Genomic DNA, 18829 nt, shown 5'->3' with positions numbered 1-18829 from the left:
GGAGTACTACCGGACCAGAGCCCGGAATTGGTCACGGTGGGCGACCGCCCAGTCGGCGAACGGCTGGAGGTCGGCGCCGAGCCGACGCAGCCGGTCGAAGTCGACGCCGGCGGTCAGGTCCTTCTCCGCGTTGATGAAGAACTGGAACATGTTGGCCAGTTCTGCGGCGTCCGGCATACCGGACGTGAGAAGCGCGGCGGGTTCGAGCGGCACGTACTGCACGGGCTCGCCGAGCGCCGCGGCGATGCCGTCGGCGAACTGCTCCCCGGTGACCAGTTGAGAGGCGATCGGCACGGTCCGGCCGATCATCGCGTCACCCTTCCTGAAGACGCCGTACGCGACGAGGCCGACGTTCTCGACTTTTCCGCTGACCACCCGGGCCGATCCGATGGGCAGGGCCAACACGACGGCGCCGTTCTCGGCACGCCGCGGCGGGGTCACCGTCAACAGCATGTCGAAGTACATCGGCGCGTTGACGAACGTCGTGGGCACCCCGGCGTCCCGGAAGAAGGCGTCCGCGTCGGCCTTGCCGTCGGCGTGCGGCACCGGGTAACCACCCTCCAGCCGTGCCGCGTCCGGCAGGTACCGCCGCGTGTCATCGAGCGTGGACCAGATGACATGCCGCAGCCCGGATGCTGCGGCTGCCTCGGCGGCATTGCGGGCCTGTGCCTGTTCGCGCTCGGTGCGGGTCGTCGCGAGGGACCGGGCGCCCAGTGGCTCCCAGAAGTTCGTCACCACGAACGCACCGTGGGCGCCGTCGAAGGCCCGCCGGAGGCTGGCCCGGTCGTCGAGGTCAGCCTCGACGACCTCTACGCCCAGGGCGCTGAGCTCCTTCGCCCTCGCGCTGTCCTTGTCCCGGGCCACGGCGCGGGCGACGAATCCGCCGTCCGGATCCGCGGCGATCGCCCGGACGACGCTGCCACCCTGCCGGCCGGTCGCCCCGAGCACGGTGATCACTCGGCTACTGCTCATCGGTAAGCCTCCCGCATTAGCTTGATGTGTCAAGCAGACCGTAGATCGCCCAGCTTGATACGTCAAGCAACGTGCTAGGATCAACCGTCATGGGGGAGCGGAACTGGCTCGACGACGACCAGCAGAAGGCCTGGCGGGCCTACCTGGCGATGGTCCGCGAACTCGACGGCCATCTTCGGCAGCATCTCCAGCGGGAGAGTGGCATGTCGGTGCCGGAGTTCGAGTTGCTCGCCCGGTTGTCCGAGGCCCCCGGGCACCGCCTCCCGGTCGCCGCCCTGGCCGCGACCACCGGCTGGGAGCCGAGCCGGCTGTCCCATCAGCTCTCTCGGACGGGCGGGCGTGGGCTGATCGACCGGGTGCCCTCCGCGACGGCACGCTATCCCGACGTGGTGCTGACCGAGGAGGGGCTCGCAGCCATCGCCACGGCGGCACCGCAGCACGCGGCCACCGTGCACGCCCTGTTCGTCGAGCCCCTCGGTCCGGCCGGCCTGGACGGTCTCACGGCGATCGCCCGGACGATCCTGGACAACCTCGAAGACCATCACGGTGCCACCTGCTCGCTGCGCGAGCACGGGGGCGCGCTCGACGGCGACGTCTCGCCGCCGTGATCCCGCGCCTCCCGGGTCGGTGGCGGGCGGACCGGCTACCCGGTCGCCGGTGCCGGGCCGATCACCCGGCGCTCACCGGTCGGTGGCCGGTTGGCGGGTGCACTCCAGCAGCACCCAGACGTCGAACCCGCCAGGCCATTCGTAGCTGTCGATCAGCACGCAGTCGCCGAACCCGGCGTCGGCCGCTTTGGTCAGGGCCTGGTGGTAGGCGTAGTAGTAGGCCAGCCCCATGCTGCTGGAGCCCTCTCCACTGAACTGCCTGGTCTCGACGGTGGACCCGCCGGCCCCGGCGGCACCTGCCGCGGGTGCCGCGCCGAGCAGGACGGCCGATGCGGTCAGTAGTGCCACGGTCACCCTTCGCGTTGCCATCGCACCAGGATAGGTGGCACTCGATGTGATCGCCATCCGGCGGGGCGGAGCAGGGTCGCGGCGGCGCTCACCGGTGGTTGCGCGGCGGCGCTCACCGGTGGTCGCGCGGTGGCGCGACGGCGGGCCGGTCGTGGCCGGTGAGGTCGATGCGCCAGTCGTTGCTGCGCAGCAGGAAGCCGCTGCCCGGCGGGTACGCGAAATCGCACGGACCGACGAGGGTGAAACCGAGGCGTCGGCAGAGTGCGTTGGACGGGACGTTCTCCACCGCGGGAAACGCGTGCAGGCTACGGGGTGCGTCGCCGTGCCGGGGGAGCCCGCGGACGACGGTGATCAGCGCGGCACCGGCTGCGCTGGCGATGCCACGGCCCTGGTGGGGCGGCAGGACGTTCCAGCCGGTCTCGTAGATCTGCTCGCCGTGCCAGTCGCGCTGGTGATAGGCGATGCTGCCGACCATCTCGTCACCCCGCAGGACGGCGAACATGCAGCCGCGGCCGGTCGCCGGCAGGGCGAGGTACCGGCGGTGCCGGGCCAGTAGCCGGTCCTCCGGCTCGGGGCCGCCGACGTGCCGACGCATCTGCGGGGTGTTGATCCGGCGCAGGAGGTCGAGCGCGGATTCCGACCAGGGCTCGAGACGAACATCCATGCCGCGCAGCCTGGCAGGCGTCGGGATCGTCGAGCACCTCATTTCGACCGGGCGCGGCTCGTACCCCCGCTGTGGCGTGGGGCGACCAACCGTGGACCCCCGGCCGCGCGGGGCGCTGCGTGTTCCGGACGGCCGCCCGGGGCGCTGCGCGGACAGCGGGGGCCGCGTTGCATCGTGGGGGCGAGCGCCCTAGCGTGTGGGAAGCAGATGGATGTGAGTCGATGCTCCGGGGGCGTGGATGCGTGCGGTGGTGGCTGTCCTGGTCGGGTGTCTCACCATGGTCGTCGCCCCGGCCGAGCCGGCCAGCGGCGCGACCCTCACCTGGCGGGCCTGCCCGGGCGTCGCGGACACCCGCCTGCGCTGCGCCACCGTCCAGGTGCCGCTCGACCACGCACGGCCGGCCGGTCCGACGATCGACATCATGATCTCCCGGCTCCCCGCGACCGACCCGGCGCTCCGCCGCGGTGTGCTGGTCACCACGGGTGGCGGGCCGGGCGGGGCCGGTGTCCCCGAGCCGCTGAACGTCGCCGCCGTCGTCGATCCCGCGGTGCTCGCCCGGTACGACGTCGTCGGGTTCGACATGCGTTTCGTCGAACGCAGCACCCCGATCACCTGTGGTCAGCCGGAGGAGGAGCCGGGCGGCTACTGGGTGCGTACGGCGACGTACCAGCCCCTGCGGGACACCGCCGCCGAGGCCCGCGAGTACGCCCGCGCCTGCGCCCGGCACGCCGGTTGGGCGTTGCCGTTCGCCACGACCGCACAGGCCGCCCGCGACATGGACACCATCCGGGCGCGCCTCGGCGAGCGGAAACTGTCCTTCCTCGGCGGCTCGTACGCGGCGATGCTCGGCGTCGCGTACGGCACCCTCTTCCCGCACCGGGTGGACCGGTTCGTGCTGGACAGTCCGGTCGACTACGACCTCGCCTGGCGTCCCTACGAACTGGACCGGCTGCCGGCCTTCGAGGCGAACTACGCCGCCTTCACCGGCTACCTCGCCGACAACAGCGCGGCGTTCGGGCTCGGTGCCACGCCGACCGAGGTCGCGGAAACCCTGAGCCGGGCTCTCGCCGGGGCGGCGGTCGAGCCGATCGTGGCCGGGGACCACGCCTGGACCGCCGGTGAACTCGGCTCCCTGACGGTCATCGCGACGTACTTCGAGCAGCTGTGGCCGGTGGTGGCGACCGACCTGGCCGCCATCCTCGCCCACACCCCGCCGCCGATCCCCCTGGACCCGCGCCCGGCCCCCCTGCCCGGCACCCCGGGCGTGCCGGCGGACAACCACACCGCTGTCAACATGGCCTTCCGCTGTGGCGACAACGCCTGGCCGCGCGACCTGGCGACCTACCGCCACGACCTGGCCCGCCTCGGCACCCGCTACCCCGTCTTCGGCCCCTCGATCGCCAACCTCAACCCCTGTGCCTTCTGGCCGGTCAGCCGGGACAACACGCCGCCGCTGGCCGGTAACCGGGCGCCGGCGGCGCTCGTCGTCGCCGCACTGCGCGACGCCTCGGTGCCGCCGGCCAACTCGGTCGCGACCACCCGGGCCATCGCCGGCTCCAAGCTGGTCACCGTGGACGAGCGGACCCACGTGCCGCTGCTCGGCGGCCAGGCCAACGCCTGCCTGACCGGCGCGGTCACCGTGTACCTGGTGCACGGGCACCTGCCGGAGCGGGACACCGCCTGCTAGCGCGGTGCGGCGCGGTTCCGCCAGATCGACGGGTTCGCGGGCACGACGGTCGTCGTCCGGCCGGGACACGTCCCTGGCCGGGCGACGACCGGCGGTGACCGCGAATCCCGGTAGCCGTGCCGCCCCGGCTGGTGGATGATCGACACCGGGGTCGCTAGCTCAACTGGCTAGAGCATCCGACTGAGTAGCACGTCCGCTATCCGCTTCCGCGGCCATGGGTGGGCTTCCTTCTCCCTGTTGGATCGGAGGGTTCGGGGTTCGAGTCCCCGGCGACCCACTGTGCCGTGGCCGCGGGCTGCCCGCTGCCGGAACCGACCGGAACGGAGGGCACGTGATCGAGAAGCTGGTCATCCAGAAGACCCTGCGCGTGCCGACGAGCCCGGCCGCGCCCGGTGACGGCACGCCGGTGGCCCGGCAGTTGGACGCGGCACTGCTCGACGTCGGGTTCTCCGCTTCGCGGGCTCTGCTGGAGCACGTCGGCGCCCTGGCGCCCGCGCCGGCGATGGACCTCGCCACCACGGTCGTGGCGGCGGTGCGCGAGCTGGTCGGGGACCACGTCCGGCACAACGCGTACTTCATCGGCTTCCCGCACGACGTGCCGGACACCATCGAGTTCTGGACGGACCGGCTGCGGGCCGCCGTGCTCACCGGTGGGCGCACGGCGACCGACGCCGAGCTGCGGGCCGCCGTCGTCGCGGGCGGGGTGAACCTGCTCGACCTGCCGGCCTACGGCACCTACCAGCACACCTACGCGGAGCTGCTGGCCGCGCACGACACACTGGTCACCGCGGCCGGCGACCGGGTGACCCTGCTGCGGCTCGGTGACACCGTCGAGGTGGAGGCGGAACGGCTCTACCTGGCCCTGGCCGGCAGCCCGACGCCGCACGGCGAGGCCGACCTGGCGATCCTCAGCGAGCTGGCGCTGGCCTGCGCGGACGGCGCGCAGCCGACCGAGATCCCGGTACGGGAGAACCGCGCCGTGCTCAACGGCATCCGACTCGTCCTCGGTCGACCGCTGGTCGGCGTGGACACGACGACCGACGTGCTGCGTCTCGCCTGCCAGGTCTCCGGTGGGGACGTCTCGCTCGCGGCACCCACGCGGTTCCGTGCCTTCCGGCGCCCCGAGCGGCGGATGCTGCTGGCCGCGCTGGACGAGGTCGTCGGCGCGAACCCGGACAAGCTCGGTGACGTGGCGCGCTACGCGGAGCGCTGGAAGCGGCTCGGGGAACGGCTACACCCGCACGAGTACGCCCAGTGGCCGCACGCGCAGGAGGTGTTCCGGGTCGCCCGTGGCGAGCGGCGGGTGCCCACCCTCGCCGGCCGTGCCGAGCAGGCGATCCGGGCCGGTGCGGTCGGCCCGGCCGCGTCGGTGCTGTCGGCTGCGCCGGGTCTGCTCCTACGGTCCGCCGACCGGCTGCTGCGGCTGGCGTCGGTGGCGGAGCGGGGCACCGTCGTCGACGCGGTCACCGGTGCGCTCGGCTCGGCGTCGGGTCGGGTGCTCCTCGCCCTGCGGGAGCACGTCGACAACCGGCTGACGCCCGCCTCGGCCCGGATGTACGCGAGCCGCTCGCGTACCGCGTGGGTCGGTCCCGACGAGCGGCCACCGCTGCCGGCCGGCCTGGTGGCCGAGCTGTCGTCGCTGCTCGACGCCGAGATCGGCGCTCGGCTGCCGGAGCCGCAGCGACCGCTGGTGGTGGACCCGGAGGTGCTCGACGTCGCCCTGCCGCTGTCCGGCAAGGCGAGCGAGGGCGGTTTCGCGGTCATGCCGAGGGGCTCGCGGGCGACGGTCTCCGGTGAGCTGCTGCGCTTCTTCACCTACTGGCGTCAGACCGGGCGCCGCACCGACCACGACCTGTCGCTGCTGCTGCTCGACGACGACTTCCACAGCGCCGGCCAGGTGTCGTGGACGAACTACCGGCACGACGGAGTGGTCCACTCCGGCGACGTCACCGAGGCGAAGAACGGTGCGACCGAGTTCATCGACGTGCCCCTGACGGTTCGGGGGCACTACCTGGTTCCGCAGGTCAACGTCTATGCGGGCGAGTCGTTCGAGGAGGTCGCCGAGTCGATGTTCGGGTACCAGACCCGGGCACGGGACCAGCGCGGCATGCCGTTCGACGCGCGGACCGTACGGGCGCGTTCGCACCTGCGCGGCCAGGGGCGGGTCGCGCTGCCGATGGTGTTCGCCAGGAGCGGGCGCGGCTGGCAGGCCGTGTGGCTGCACCTGTACCTGCGGGGACGGCCGTCGTTCAACCGGGTGGAGGGGAACATCTTCACCACCGCCGACCGGGTCCGGGCGCTCGTGCAGCGGCGGTACCTCACCGTGTCCTATCTCGTCGACCGGTGGCGGGAGCGGGCCGAGGTGACGACGTGGGACGGCCGGCTACCGGACGAGCCGGTCACCTTCGTCGGCATCGAGGCGCCTGAGGGCCTGCCGGACGGCTCGGAGTCGTTTACCCTGGACCGGCTCGGTGAGCTGATCCCCGGGTGAGCCGCGCGAGTCGAGGCCATGCGGGTGCTTCCTGCTGTTCCGTTCGATTCGGGACCTCCGCGCGAGCGGAGGACTGGCATTCAGCCCCCGTGCTCTCCTCGACTCCCGCCGGCCCGCCGTGGGCGTCGCCCGGCACCAGCGGGGTCACGCGTTCGTCCGCGGCGGTGACGGGCGTACGCGGCAGTGTGGCCCGCGCCATGTTTCGCCCCGCAGCAGACGGGCATCTTCCGGCGACGACCTACGGAGACCGCAGGTCACCCGGTGGGAGGTGGGGACGATGACGGTCAGCCGTCCGGAGAGGCAGCCCGTCGTCGGCGGCGGAGCACGACGGGCCGGACGCCACTCCGTGCGCCCCGGGGGAGCGCCCCGGGCGACGGGGATCCGACGGTGACCACCGCGGGCACGCCGCCCGGGGAGGCGTTCCGGTCGGCCGTGCTCGCCGGGCGTCTGGACCTGCCGTCGCCCGGCGGTGGACGCACGGCGGAGCGGTGGTCGCGACTCGTCGAACTCGGCCGCACCGACCTGGTACTGGCCCGGTTGGGGGAGGGGCACGCGGACGCCCTGGCGATCCTCGCCGAGCTGGGCGTGCCGGTCGATCCCCGGTGGCGTCGCGAGCCGTGGGGCGTGTGGGCGGCCGTCCCGGCCTCGGTCACCGCGACCCGGGACGGCGACCGGTGGCTGCTCACCGGTGACCGGCCCTGGTGCTCCGGGGCCGGTCTGCTGTCCCGGGCGCTGGTCACCGCGACCGCCGCCGACGGTGTGCGGCTGTTCGCGGTCGAGGTCGGTGCGGCCGGGGTCACCCCGGTCGCCGGCACCTGGCCCGCCGTCGGCATGGCCGCCAGCGACAGCCGGACCGTCAGCTTCGACGGCGTGACCGCCGTACCCGTGGGTGAGCCGGGCCGCTACACCGCGCGGCCGGGCTTCTGGCACGGCGGGCTGGGTGTGGCGGCGTGCTGGTACGGCGGCGCGGTCGGGGTCGCCGACACCCTGCGCGGCGCGGCCCGGCACCGCGACCTCGGCCCGCACGCCATGGCGCACCTCGGGGCGGTCGACGCGGCCCTCACCGCCGCCCGCGCCGTCCTGTTCGCCGCCGCCGACGCGATCGACGCCGACCCCACCGGTGACGCGGACCGGCTGGCGCACCAGGTCCGGGCCACCGTCGAGGCGGCGGCCACCACCGTCGTCGACCGGGTCGGCCGGGCGTTGGGGGCGGGGCCGTTGTGCCGGGACGCCGACCACGCCCGGCGGGTCGCCGACCTGACGGTGTACCTGCGGCAGAGCCACGCGGAGGCGGACCTGGCCCATCTCGGCGAACTCGCGGCGGCGGCGGGAGAACCCGGATGGTGAGGCCGATCGTCGACACGGGCACCGACGAGGGCACCTGGCGTGCCTGGCCGGCACCGGCCGACTGGCCCGTCCTCGCGCTGGACGACCGGGCGCGGGCGGTGCCGCCGCTGGTCGTCGCCCCGCACCCCGATGACGAGGTGCTCGGCGTCGGCGGCCTGGTCGCGGTGCTCACCGGCGGCGTCGAGATCACCGTCGTCACCGACGGCGAGGCCTCCCACCCGGATTCCACGGTGCACTCCCGCGCGGAGCTGGCCGCGATCCGGCGGGCCGAGACGGTGACGGCCTGCGGGCTGCTCGGCGTCGCCCCGGCAGCCATCGACCATCTCGGGCACCCCGACGGCGCCGTCGACGAAGCGGCGCTCACCGACGCGTTGACCACCCGGCTGACACCGGAGCGGTGGTGCGTCACGACGTGGCGCGGCGACGGCCACCCCGACCACGAGGCGGTCGGCCGGGCGGCTGCCGTCGCCTGCCGGCGTACCGGCGCGACGCTGCTGGAGTTCCCGGTGTGGACGTGGCACTGGGCCGAGCCGGACCACCCCGACGTGCCCTGGCACCGGGCCCGCCGGATCGACCTGACCCCGGCGGCCAGGTCGGCCAAGAGACGGGCGGTCGACGCCTTCCGCAGCCAGGTGCTGCCGCTCGGGCCGACGCCCGCCGACGCCGCGATCCTTCCCCCGCACGTTCTCGCCCGCTTCGCCCGCCCCTACGAAACGGTGTTCGTGTCATGACCTCACGCGGCACCCCCGGCGAGTACTTCGACGACATGTACGCCCGGGCCGAGGACCCGTGGAGCTTCGCCACCCGCTGGTACGACCAGCGAAAGCACGAGGTGACCGTCGCCTGTCTGCCCCGCCGCCGCTACCGGTCGGCGTTCGAGCCGGGATGCTCGACCGGCATGCTCACCCGCCGCCTCGCGCGGCGCTGTGACCGGCTGCTGGCGGTCGACCTCGCCGCCGCGCCCGTGGCGAGCGCCCGGCGGCGCCTGTCCGACCAGCCGCACGTCCGGGTGGAGCGGATGCGCGTCCCCGACGAGTGGCCGGCCGTGGGGGCCGACCGCTTCGACCTGATCGTCCTCTCCGAGCTGGGCTACTACTTCGACGACGCCGGGCTGGACCGGCTGGTGACCCGTACGGTGGACTCGCTCGAACCCGGCGGCACCCTGGTGGCCGTGCACTGGCGGCCGGCGGTGGCCGAGCACGCACGCGGCGGCGACGACGTGCACCGGCTGCTCGACGGCGTGACCGGTCTGGCGCGGACGGCCCGGCACGAGGAGGCGGACTTCCTCCTCGACGTCTTCCTCCGGGTGCCGCCGCCGGCCAGGTCCGTCGCCCAGACCGACGGTCTGTGGTGAACCGGATCGCGGTCGTGGTGCCCGCCCACGACGAGCAGGCGCTGCTGCCCGGCTGCCTGACCTCGGTCCTCGATTCGCTGCGTCACCTGCCGGTGCGCTCGGAGGTGATCGTCGTGGCCGACGACTGCCGGGACGCCACGGCCACCGTCGCCGAGCGTCTCGGCGTCGTCGTGTTGACGGTCCGCGCCCGCAACGTCGGCCGGGCCCGCGCCGCCGGCATGGCGCACGCCCTGCGGCACGGCCCGCAGGATCTGTGGCTCGTCACCACCGACGCGGACAGCCGGGTGCCCCGGCGGTGGGGCGGCTGGCAGCTGCGCCACGCCCGCGCCGGTGCCGACCTGCTGGTCGGGACGGTGCGGGTCACCGACTGGGCACCGCGCTCCGCACAGGTCCGCGAACGCTTCGAGGCCCGGTACCGGCGCGGTCTGACCGGCACCGGCCACCGGCACGTGCACGGCGCGAACCTGGGCTGCGCCGCCACCGCCTACGAGCGGCTGGGCGGATTCGCCGACCTGCGCCACGGCGAGGACCACGACCTCGTGGAGCGCGGTCGTCGGCGTGCCATGCGGGTCGTCGCCGACGCCGACTGCGCGGTCCGGACCAGCGCCCGACGGCACGGCCGCGCCCCGCACGGCTTCGCCGGCTACCTCGACGCCCTCGACGACCGGGCCTGAGCCCGGCCCCGGCCCACCTGGAAGAGGACCGGGCGGGCACGTCGGAAGCGCGGGACACGGTGCGGGCGGCTGGGCCGACCACACCATGGGCGGCGTGGCCCGTCGGCCGACCACACCGTGGGCGGCGTCGCCCCTCGGCTGACCACACCGTGGGCGGTGTGGCCCGTCGGTCGGGCACACTGTGGACAGCGATCGGGACACCGACGCGTCGTCGACCCGCCCCGTCGCCATCGCCCGGGGGAGGGAGTGCGACATGGCAACGGTGGACACGTCCAGGGTGGACCGACTACTGGCCCGGATCCGCGACGGCATCATCGGCGAGGGCGAGGTGCTGGACGGCCCGTACGGCCCCCGCCGGATCACCTACGCCGACTACACCGCCTCCGGTCGGTCGCTGGACTTCGTGGAGGACACCGTCCGGCAGTGGGTGCTGCCCCGCTACGCCAACACCCACACCGAGAGCTCCGCCACCGGCCGGGCGACGGGACGGCTGCGCGAGGACGCCCGGCGGACCATCCTCGACGCCGTCGGCGGCACCGACGACCATGCGGTGATCTTCTGCGGCTCGGGGGCCACGGCGGCCGTCGACAAGCTGGTCGGCATCCTCGAACTGCGGCTGCCCGACGGGCCGACCCGCCGTCACGGCCTGCTGGCCGGCATCCCCGCGGCGCGGCGCCCCGTGGTCTTCGTCGGTCCCTACGAACACCACTCCAACGAACTGCCGTGGCGGGAGACGTACGCCGACGTGGTGGTGATCGGCGCGGACGCCGACGGGCACATCGACCGCGCCGAGCTGGCCGCGCGGCTGGCCCGGTACGCGGACCGCCCGCTGCGCGTCGGCAGCTTCTCCGCCGCCTCCAACGTCACCGGCATCCTCACCGACACCGACGCGGTCACGGCGCTGCTGCACGCCCACGGGGCGCTGTCGTGCTGGGACTACGCCGCCGCCGGCCCGTACCTGCCGATCCGGATGGGGGAGTCGGCACCGGGAGCCGCGGACGGCAAGGACGCGGTCTTCCTGTCCCCGCACAAGTTCGTCGGCGGGCCGCAGACCCCCGGCGTGCTGGTGGTGCGCCGGGACCTGGTGCGCAACCGGGTGCCGACGGTCCCCGGCGGCGGGACCGTGACGTTCGTCGACCCTGCCGGGCACCGCTATCTCGACGATCCGGTCGCCCGCGAGGAGGGCGGCACCCCGGCGATCGTCGAGTCGATCCGGGCGGGCCTGGTGTTCGCCCTCAAGGAGTCCGTCGGCACCGAGGTCATCCAGGCCCGCGAGGAACGGCTGTGGTCGCGGGCGCTGCGCCGCTGGTCGGCCAACCCGGGGATCGTGGTCCTGGGCGACCTGCGGGCGCGGCGACTGCCCATCGTCTCGGTGCAGATCCGCCACGGTGCCCGCCACCTGCACCACAACTTCGTCGTCACGCTGCTCGACGACCTGTTCGGCATCCAGGCCCGCGCCGGGTGCTCCTGCGCGGGCCCGTACGGGCACCGGCTGCTGGGGATCGACGAGGAACGCTCCCGCGCGTTCCGGGAGGAGATCGTCCGGGGCTGCGAGGGGATCAAGCCCGGGTGGACCCGGATCACCTTCGGCTACTTCATCTCCGACCGGGTCGCCGACTACCTGGTCGACGCGGTCGACCTGATCGCCCGCCAGGGGCACCGGCTGCTGCCCGACTACCGCTTCGACGCCCGCAGCGGCCGGTGGCGCCACCACCGGGGTACGGCGTGGTCGCCGCGCCTGGCCGACCTGGTCCCGCTGCTGACCGGCGACGACCAGCCGGCGCTGCGGCGGCGGTGGGCCGGCGAGGACGCCCTGGCCGGCTACCTGGAGGAGGCCCGGGAGATCCTGGCCGGTCGCCGGGACCACCTCGACGAGGGCGACACCGGCCTCCCGGCGGGCGTGGAGGCGCTGCGCTGGTTCCACCTCCCCCCGGCCTGCACTGCTGCCCGGGACGCGCCGTCGTCGACCTGACCGGCGCGGTCGACCGGGCTCGGCAGCCCTCGGCTCGGCAGCCCTCGGCTCGGCAGCCCTCGGCTCGGCAGTCCCGGCCCGGCAGCCCTCGGTCCGGGGCCGGTGGCTGGCGACGGCGTCGTCAGCCCGGCTGCCGGTGAGTGGACGCCAGGGGTGGCGGCTGGTAGGCACTCAGGGTGCGTATCGTCTCGTTACTGCCGGCCGCCACGGACATCGTGGTCATGCTCGGCCTCGGCGGGGACCTGGTGGGCCGTACCCACGAGTGCGACTGGCCGCCCGGCGACCTCGCGGGTGTCCCCGAGGTGACCGCGACCGCGCTGCCGGAGGCGTCGACGAGCCGGGAGATCTCCGCGGCGGTCGCCGGTGACGCGCACCGGGGATCCTCGCTGTACCAGCTCGACGTCGCGGTGCTGGCGGATCTCGCGCCGGACCTGATCCTGACCCAGGACCTGTGCGCCGTGTGCGCGGTCTCCTACGCGCGGGTCAACGACGCGGTCCGGATGATCGACCTGGACACCAGGGTGGTGTCCCTGGAGGCGAGGACCATCGGCGGGATCCTGGACACGGTCGACGCCGTGGCCGCGTTGACCGGCACCACCGACCGGGCGGCGGAGATCCGCGCGGACGCCGAACGTCGCCTGGCGGCGCTGCCCGGTCCGGGGGCCGGCGGCCCGACCGTGTTGTTCGTCGAGTGGCTGGACCCGCTGATGCCCGGCGGGCACTGGGTGCCGGAGCAGATCGGCCATGCCGGTGGGCGGTCGCTGCTGCTCGGGCCGGGCGCGCACAGCACCCCGCAGCGGTGGTCGGTGGTGGCGGAGCTGGCACCCGAGGTGGTGGTGTTCGGCCCGTGCGGGTTCACGCCCGAGCGCACCGTCGGGGAGCTGTCCGTGGCGGCGGCGCAACCCGGCTGGGCGGACCTGCCCGCGGTGCGCGACGGCCAGGTGTGGGTGGTCGACGGTCCCGCGTACTTCAACCGGCCCGGTCCCCGGGTGGTCGACGGGGCGGAGATCCTCGCCGCCGTCCTCGCCGGACGTCCCGACTCCCGGGCCTGGCGGGCCGACACCGCCCCGGGCTGACGGTCCGGGCCGGGAAACGACCGCGGTCCGGCCGCCCGTCCGGTCAGCTCGACGCCGGTGGGGTGCCGGGACCGCCCACCGGCTCGGTGAATCCGGCCAGCAACCGTTGCGCGGCGAGGGCCGGGGTGAGGGTGCCGTCGACGACCTGCCGTTCCACGTCCGGGGTGAGCGCCCGTACCCGGGGATGGCTGTGCAGCCGGTCCAGCAGCTCGGCCCGGACCATCGCCCAGACCCACCCGATCTGCTGGCGGCGACGTCGCTCGGCGAGTTCGCCGGAGGCGGCCATGCTGTCGTGGTGCCGGGTGAGCTGACCCCACACGTCGTCGAGGCCGGTCTCCTGCAGCGCGCTGCAGGTGACGACGGGTGGTTGCCAGCCGGCGTCGGTCGGGTGCAGCAGGCGCAGCGCCCCGGCCAGTTCCCGGGCGGCGCGGCTGGCGTCGAGGGCGTGCGGTCCGTCGGCCTTGTTGACGGCGATGACGTCGGCGAGCTCCAGCACCCCCTTCTTGATCCCCTGGAGCTGGTCGCCGGTGCGGGCGAGGGTGAGCAGCAGGAACGAGTCGACCATGTCCGCCACGGTGGTCTCGGACTGGCCGACGCCGACGGTCTCCACCAGGACCACGTCGTAGCCGGCGGCCTCGACCACCACCATCGCCTCCCGGGTCGCCGTGGCGACCCCACCGAGGGTGCCGGCGCTCGGCGACGGCCGGATGTAGGCGGCCGGGTCGGTGGCGAGCCGCGCCATCCGGGTCTTGTCGCCGAGGATGCTGCCGCCGGTACGGGTGGACGACGGGTCGACCGCGAGCACCGCCACCCGCCTGCCCGCGCCGGTCAGCCGGCTGCCGAGGGCGTCGATGAAGGTGGACTTGCCGACCCCGGGCACCCCGGTGATCCCGATCCGGCGGGCGCCGCCCGCGTGCGGGGTGAGCGCCACCAGCAGCCGCTGGGCGGCCACCCGGTGGTCGGGCCGGGTGGACTCGACCAGGGTGATCGCCCGCGCGACCCAGGAGACCGCCCCCGCGCGCACCCCCTCGACGTACGCCTCGACGGCGGGAATCGACATCGTGTGCCGCTCACCCGTCCGGGTGGCCGAGCAGCCGGGACAACCGGCGCAGCAGATCCGCGGCGGCGTCGGCGATGACGGTGCCCGGCGGGAAGATCGCCGCCGCTCCCGCCGCGCGCAGCGCGTCGAAGTCCTGCGGCGGAATCACACCCCCCACGATGATCATGATGTCGTCGCGGCCCAGCGCGGCCAGCTCGTCCCGCAGCGCCGGCACCAGGGTGAGGTGTCCAGCGGCCAGACTGGACACCCCGACGAGGTGCACGTCGGCCTCGACGGCCTGCCGGGCGACCTCGGCCGGGGTCTGGAACAGCGGACCCACGTCGACGTCGAAGCCGAGGTCGGCGAACGCGGTGGCGATCACCTTCTGCCCCCGGTCGTGTCCGTCCTGGCCCATCTTGGCGACCAGGATGCGGGGCTGGCGGCCCTCGGCGTCGGCAAAGGCGGCGGTGGCGGCCCGCACCGTCTCCACGGCCGACGCCCCGCCCGCTTCGGTGCGGTACACCCCGGAGATGGTACGGATCTGCGCGGAGTGCCGCCCGTACACCTTCTCGATCGCGTCGGAGATCTCCCCGACGGTGGCCTTGGCCCGTGCGGCGTCGACCGCCAGGGTGAGCAGGTTACCGCCGAGCCCCGCCTCCCGGGTGCCGTCCAGCGCGGCGCCGGCCGCCCGGGTCAGCGCGTCCAGCGCGGCGGTGCAGGCCTCGTCGTCGCGCTCGGCCCGTAGCCGACGCAGCTTCTCGACCTGCTGCTCGCGGACGGCCCGGTTGTCGACCTTCAGCACCTCGATCGGCTCGTCGGCGGCCGGCCGGTACTTGTTGACGCCGATCACCGGCTGCCGGCCGGAGTCGATCCGCGCCTGCGTGCGTGCGGCGGCCTCCTCCACCCGCAGCTTGGGGATGCCCTCGTCGATGGCGCGGGCCATCCCGCCGGCCGCCTCGACCTCGGTGATGTGCTTCCAGGCGCGGGCGGCCAGGTCGTGGGTGAGCCGCTCCACGTAGGCGCTGCCGCCCCACGGGTCGATCACCCGGGTGGTGCCGGACTCGTGTTGCAGGACCAGCTGCGTGTTGCGGGCGATCCGGGCGGAGAAGTCGGTGGGCAGCGCCAGCGCCTCGTCGAGGGCGTTGGTGTGCAGCGACTGGGTGTGCCCCTGGGTGGCGGCCATCGCCTCCACGCAGGTGCGGACGACGTTGTTGAAGACGTCCTGGGCGGTCAGCGACCAGCCGGAGGTCTGGCAGTGCGCCCGCAGGCTCAGCGACTTCGGGTTGCCCGGGTTGAACTCCCGCACCAGCCGCGCCCAGAGCAGCCGGGCCGCCCGGAGCTTCGCGACCTCCATGAAGAAGTTCATTCCGACGGCCCAGAAGAACGACAGGCGGGGGGCGAACGCGTCGATGTCCAGCCCGGCGTCCCGGCCGGCGCGCAGGTACTCCACCCCGTCGGCGAGGGTGTACGCCAGCTCCAGGTCGGCGGTGGCCCCGGCCTCCTGGATGTGGTAGCCGGAGATGGAGATGGAGTTGTAGCGGGGCATCCGCGCGGAGGTGTAGGCGAAGATGTCGGAGATGATCCGCATCGACGGCTGCGGCGGATAGATGTAGGTGTTGCGGACCATGAACTCCTTGAGGATGTCGTTCTGGATGGTCCCGGACAGCTGCTCCGGCGCCACCCCCTGCTCCTCGGCGGCGACGATGTAGAGCGCCAGCACCGGCAGCACCGCGCCGTTCATGGTCATCGACACGCTCATCCGGTCCAGCGGGATGCCGTCGAAGAGCTGCCGCATGTCGTAGATCGAGTCGATCGCCACCCCGGCCATGCCCACGTCGCCCGCGACGCGCGGATGGTCGGAGTCGTAGCCGCGGTGCGTCGGCAGGTCGAAGGCGACCGACAGGCCCTTCTGCCCGGCGGCGAGGTTGCGCCGGTAGAAGGCGTTGGACTCCTCGGCGGTGGAGAAGCCCGCGTACTGGCGGATCGTCCACGGCTGGGTGGCGTACATGGTCGGGTACGGCCCCCGCAGGTAGGGCGCGATGCCGGGGTACGTGTCGAGGAAGTCGAGCCCGGCCCGGTCGTCGGCGGTGTACAGCGGGGCGACCGCGATGCCCTCCGGGGTCTGCCAGGTCAACGCCCCGGGGTCACCGCCGGTCTCGGCGCGTACGGCCGCGCGCCAGTCGCCCGGCCCACCGCCGGTGGGCGCGGCCCCGAGGTCGACGCCGGTGAAGTCGGGAATCGCAGCGGGCATCACGGCACCCCCAGGTCACGCAGGATCTTCTCCAACACCCGTACGGCGTCGCAGCCCGCGAAGAGATAGTCGTCCACCGCCGGATGGTCGGCCGGTGCGCCGGCCAGCCACACCCTGGTCGCGCCCGCCTCGGCCAGCGCCCGGGCCACCGGCTGCGCCGACTCGGCGTAGACCCGGTCGGAGGAGCACAGGCAGGCGACCCGGGCGCCGCTGGCGGCGAACGCCGCCGCCAACCGGGCGGGATCGTCGTCACCGGCCGGTGGGTGGACGCTGGCCACCCCGCCGGCTGCGAACAGGTTGGCGGCGAAGCCGGCGCGGGCGCTGTGCACCGCGGGGCGGCCCAGCGTGGCGAGGAACACCGCGGGTCGTACGCCGGTGGTCGCGGTGTGCGCGTCGACCCGGTCCCGCAGGTCCTCGTACGCCTCGGCGTAGCGGTGCCGGGGCAGGCCGCCGTCCGGCGCGGGCGGGGCCGCCGGACGGGTCGGCAGCTGCTCCTCCAGGTGGGGGAACTCGCTGACGCCGGTGAGCGGGTCGCGGCGGTGGGCCAGCGCGTCGGCCCGTCGCTGCCAGGTCGCGGCGAGCCGGTCGGCGACGAGCCCGCTGTCCAGCGCGGCGGCCATCCCACCGGCCCGCTCGATGTCGGTGAACCAGGCCCAGGCCGCCCGGGCGACCTCCTCGGTCTGCCGCTCGACGTACCACGAGCCGCCGGCGGGGTCGACCACCCGACCCACGTTCGCCTCGTCGAGCAGGAGCGACTGGGTGTTGCGGGCGATCCGCCGGGCGAAACCGTCCGGCAGGCCCAGGTGCAGGTCGAACGGCTGCACGGTCACCGCCTCGGCGCCACCGACCCCGGCGGCGAAGCAGGCCAGCGTGGTGCGCAGCATGTTCACCCACGGGTCGCGGGCGGTCATCATCGCCGAGGAGGTCACCGCGTGTTGCCGCTGTGCGCCCACCTGCGGCGCCCCGCAGACCTGGGCGACCCGCGCCCACAGCCGACGGGCCGCGCGCAGCTTGACGATGGTGGCGAACTGGTCGGCGGTGGCCGCGTAGCGGAACTCCAGCTGGCCGAACGCGGTGCCGACGTCCAGCCCGGCGGCGGTCAGCTGACGCAGGTACGCCACCCCGGTGGCGAGCGCGCAGCCGAGTTCCTGGGCGTCGGAGCCGCCCGCGTCGTGGTAGGTCGTCGCGTCGACCGTCATCGCCCGCAGCAGGGGGAAGTCGGCCGCGCAGCGGCGGGCCCACTCGTCGGCCGGGCCGTCCCACCGCTGCCCGGTGCGCGCCCGCCAGCCCAGCGGGTCGACGCCCAGGTTCCCCCGGACCTCGACGGACGGCACCGCACGCTCGGCGAGCAGCGCGAACCACGCCGGCACCGCCTCGACGGCGGCGTCCCCGGCGTCCAGGACCACGCCGGCCAGATCGAGGTAGACGTCCTGGAGCGCGGTCGCCAGGCCGGTGACCGGCAGGCCGCCGTCGCCCAGCACCAGCCACAGCGAGGTCACCCCGTTCTCCAGGTCGACCCGGATCGCCTCGCCGGTGAGCTTCGGGTCCGGGTCGGCGTGGCGCTGCCGGATGTCCCAGCCGGCGGCCACCGCGCCGGTCGCCCGCCCGCCCCGGGTGTAGGGGAACAGCCCGGGTGGCGGCGGGACCGTCGGCGCGTCGGCTCCGGTGTAGAGCGCGGCGGTGTCGATGCCGTCGTGGCCGTGGTGGGTGAGCAGCTCCCGGACCGCCTCGGGGCCGGTGTCCGCGTCGGCGGCACCGGTCTTGCGCAGCACGGCGAGCGCCGACTGACGCCACTGTTCGGAGGTGGCGGCCGGGAAGTCGGCGGCGAGGCGAAGCGTCTCTGACGGCACCGTCATGCCGGAATAGTAAAGGTGCGACCGCGGACCGTCGCCCGGATGTGACAACTCCAACTGCGGTGGCGACGCTATCGGGAGGTATGGCCGCCGACCCTACCGAAGCCACCATATGGGTTACCGCTCACGCATTGACGTGAGCTGACGTCGCGGACCGCGGCGGCAGGCCCGGCCGCCGCGGCGGAGGAGCGTGCCGGTCGCGGCGGGCCACCCCGGGGTGGTGGATCGGGCCACCCGGGGTGGTGGACCCGGTGTGCTGCTCGTCGACCGGGTGCCACGACTCCGCCCCCGCACGCCCGCCCCGCGGGTCACCGGGCGGGTCGGCCGGTGGGTCGGCGGGGGTTGGTGGGCGGGTCGGCCGGCGGATCGGCGGGGCTCGGCCGGGCGGATGACGCTCTGACCATGGTCGATGTCCTGATGCGGGAGAGCGGATCGCCTGTTGGGCAATTCTATTGATCATGATGAATTGTCCTCCGGTTCCCGAGAGGTCTGG

15 protein-coding genes and 1 tRNA gene are annotated in these 18829 nt (G+C 74.3%); 10 read left to right on the top strand and 6 right to left on the bottom strand.

Translation table 11 applies throughout. From position 1 onward, the window contains the following. Positions 1-6 precede the first annotated feature (6 nt). The gene (locus O7625_RS26020) at positions 7-972 is read right to left on the bottom strand and encodes an NmrA/HSCARG family protein (protein ID WP_282342359.1); all 966 of its coding nucleotides are present in this window, start codon (positions 970-972) and stop codon (positions 7-9) included. 89 nt (positions 973-1061) lie between these two features. On the opposite strand from O7625_RS26020, the gene O7625_RS26015 reads away from it, so the two are divergent. After that, positions 1062-1580: a MarR family winged helix-turn-helix transcriptional regulator gene (locus tag O7625_RS26015; RefSeq protein WP_282342358.1), complete on the top strand. Its 519-nt coding sequence runs from the start codon at positions 1062-1064 to the stop codon at positions 1578-1580. 72 nt (positions 1581-1652) lie between these two features. Here the strand turns inward: O7625_RS26015 and O7625_RS26010 are convergent, their stop codons facing one another. Together O7625_RS26010 and O7625_RS26005 are read right to left on the bottom strand one after the other, a co-directional pair. Continuing rightward, complete coding sequence (locus O7625_RS26010) at positions 1653-1949, bottom strand: hypothetical protein (RefSeq protein ID WP_282342357.1); 297 nt, start codon at positions 1947-1949, stop codon at positions 1653-1655. Between the two features lie 91 nt (positions 1950-2040). Further along, positions 2041-2592, bottom strand: a complete 552-nt coding sequence (locus tag O7625_RS26005) for a GNAT family N-acetyltransferase (RefSeq protein ID WP_282342356.1) — start codon at positions 2590-2592, stop codon at positions 2041-2043. Positions 2593-2830: 238 nt separating this feature from the next. On the opposite strand from O7625_RS26005, the gene O7625_RS26000 reads away from it, so the two are divergent. From O7625_RS26000 to O7625_RS25960, 9 genes are all read left to right on the top strand, one after another. Next, complete coding sequence (locus O7625_RS26000) at positions 2831-4279, top strand: alpha/beta fold hydrolase (protein WP_282342355.1); 1449 nt, start codon at positions 2831-2833, stop codon at positions 4277-4279. Between the two features lie 148 nt (positions 4280-4427). Next, positions 4428-4556, top strand: a tRNA-OTHER gene (locus O7625_RS25995). 54 nt (positions 4557-4610) lie between these two features. After that, positions 4611-6770: a hypothetical protein gene (locus tag O7625_RS25990; RefSeq protein ID WP_282342353.1), complete on the top strand. Its 2160-nt coding sequence runs from the start codon at positions 4611-4613 to the stop codon at positions 6768-6770. Positions 6771-7157: 387 nt separating this feature from the next. Further along, positions 7158-8117, top strand: coding sequence for an acyl-CoA dehydrogenase (locus O7625_RS25985; RefSeq protein ID WP_282342351.1), 960 nt, complete (start codon positions 7158-7160; stop codon positions 8115-8117). Continuing rightward, on the top strand, positions 8111-8848 hold the full coding sequence (locus O7625_RS25980; RefSeq protein ID WP_282342349.1) for a PIG-L family deacetylase: 738 nt from the start codon (positions 8111-8113) through the stop codon (positions 8846-8848). Before O7625_RS25985 ends, O7625_RS25980 begins: the two co-directional genes overlap by 7 nt. Beyond that, positions 8845-9471: an SAM-dependent methyltransferase gene (locus O7625_RS25975; protein ID WP_282342347.1), complete on the top strand. Its 627-nt coding sequence runs from the start codon at positions 8845-8847 to the stop codon at positions 9469-9471. Before O7625_RS25980 ends, O7625_RS25975 begins: the two co-directional genes overlap by 4 nt. Continuing rightward, on the top strand, positions 9468-10145 hold the full coding sequence (locus O7625_RS25970; RefSeq protein ID WP_282342345.1) for a glycosyltransferase: 678 nt from the start codon (positions 9468-9470) through the stop codon (positions 10143-10145). Before O7625_RS25975 ends, O7625_RS25970 begins: the two co-directional genes overlap by 4 nt. A 253-nt stretch (positions 10146-10398) precedes the next feature. Beyond that, positions 10399-12117: an aminotransferase class V-fold PLP-dependent enzyme gene (locus O7625_RS25965; RefSeq protein ID WP_282342343.1), complete on the top strand. Its 1719-nt coding sequence runs from the start codon at positions 10399-10401 to the stop codon at positions 12115-12117. A 176-nt stretch (positions 12118-12293) separates the two neighbouring features. Continuing rightward, complete coding sequence (locus O7625_RS25960) at positions 12294-13193, top strand: ABC transporter substrate-binding protein (protein WP_282342342.1); 900 nt, start codon at positions 12294-12296, stop codon at positions 13191-13193. A gap of 43 nt (positions 13194-13236) precedes the next feature. Here the strand turns inward: O7625_RS25960 and meaB are convergent, their stop codons facing one another. From meaB to O7625_RS25945, 3 genes are read right to left on the bottom strand one after another with little or no spacing between them, the layout of a single operon-like run. Next, positions 13237-14253, bottom strand: a complete 1017-nt coding sequence (gene meaB / locus O7625_RS25955) for a methylmalonyl Co-A mutase-associated GTPase MeaB (RefSeq protein WP_282342340.1) — start codon at positions 14251-14253, stop codon at positions 13237-13239. Positions 14254-14263: 10 nt separating this feature from the next. Continuing rightward, positions 14264-16483 (bottom strand): methylmalonyl-CoA mutase, encoded by a 2220-nt coding sequence (gene scpA / locus O7625_RS25950; protein ID WP_282342338.1) that lies wholly within the window; start codon positions 16481-16483, stop codon positions 14264-14266. Then, positions 16483-18339 carry a methylmalonyl-CoA mutase family protein gene (locus O7625_RS25945; protein WP_282342336.1) on the bottom strand — a complete coding sequence of 619 codons (1857 nt, stop codon included), beginning with the start codon at positions 18337-18339 and terminating at the stop codon, positions 16483-16485. Before O7625_RS25945 ends, scpA begins: the two co-directional genes overlap by 1 nt. Between the last annotated feature and the right edge of the window lie 490 nt (positions 18340-18829).

Origin of the sequence: Micromonospora sp. WMMD714, from assembly GCF_029581315.1 — a bacterium.
Taxonomy (GTDB): domain Bacteria; phylum Actinomycetota; class Actinomycetes; order Mycobacteriales; family Micromonosporaceae; genus Micromonospora; species Micromonospora rifamycinica.
The sequence above is the reverse complement of the archived record's forward strand: the minus strand, read 5'-3'. Positions and strand labels throughout refer to the sequence as shown.

What these genes read in the sequence shown, in the direction of transcription:
- O7625_RS25975 (WP_282342347.1), top strand. Translation starts at nt 8,845, where the DNA reads ATGACCTCACGCGGCACCCCCGGCGAGTACTTCGACGACATGTACGCC.
- O7625_RS26000 (WP_282342355.1), top strand. Translation starts at nt 2,831, where the DNA reads ATGCGTGCGGTGGTGGCTGTCCTGGTCGGGTGTCTCACCATGGTCGTC.
- O7625_RS26015 (WP_282342358.1), top strand. Translation starts at nt 1,062, where the DNA reads ATGGGGGAGCGGAACTGGCTCGACGACGACCAGCAGAAGGCCTGGCGG.
- O7625_RS25980 (WP_282342349.1), top strand. Translation starts at nt 8,111, where the DNA reads ATGGTGAGGCCGATCGTCGACACGGGCACCGACGAGGGCACCTGGCGT.
- O7625_RS26005 (WP_282342356.1), bottom strand. Translation starts at nt 2,592, where the DNA reads ATGGATGTTCGTCTCGAGCCCTGGTCGGAATCCGCGCTCGACCTCCTG.
- scpA (WP_282342338.1), bottom strand. Translation starts at nt 16,483, where the DNA reads ATGCCCGCTGCGATTCCCGACTTCACCGGCGTCGACCTCGGGGCCGCG.
- O7625_RS26010 (WP_282342357.1), bottom strand. Translation starts at nt 1,949, where the DNA reads ATGGCAACGCGAAGGGTGACCGTGGCACTACTGACCGCATCGGCCGTC.
- meaB (WP_282342340.1), bottom strand. Translation starts at nt 14,253, where the DNA reads ATGTCGATTCCCGCCGTCGAGGCGTACGTCGAGGGGGTGCGCGCGGGG.
- O7625_RS26020 (WP_282342359.1), bottom strand. Translation starts at nt 972, where the DNA reads ATGAGCAGTAGCCGAGTGATCACCGTGCTCGGGGCGACCGGCCGGCAG.
- O7625_RS25965 (WP_282342343.1), top strand. Translation starts at nt 10,399, where the DNA reads ATGGCAACGGTGGACACGTCCAGGGTGGACCGACTACTGGCCCGGATC.
- O7625_RS25945 (WP_282342336.1), bottom strand. Translation starts at nt 18,339, where the DNA reads ATGACGGTGCCGTCAGAGACGCTTCGCCTCGCCGCCGACTTCCCGGCC.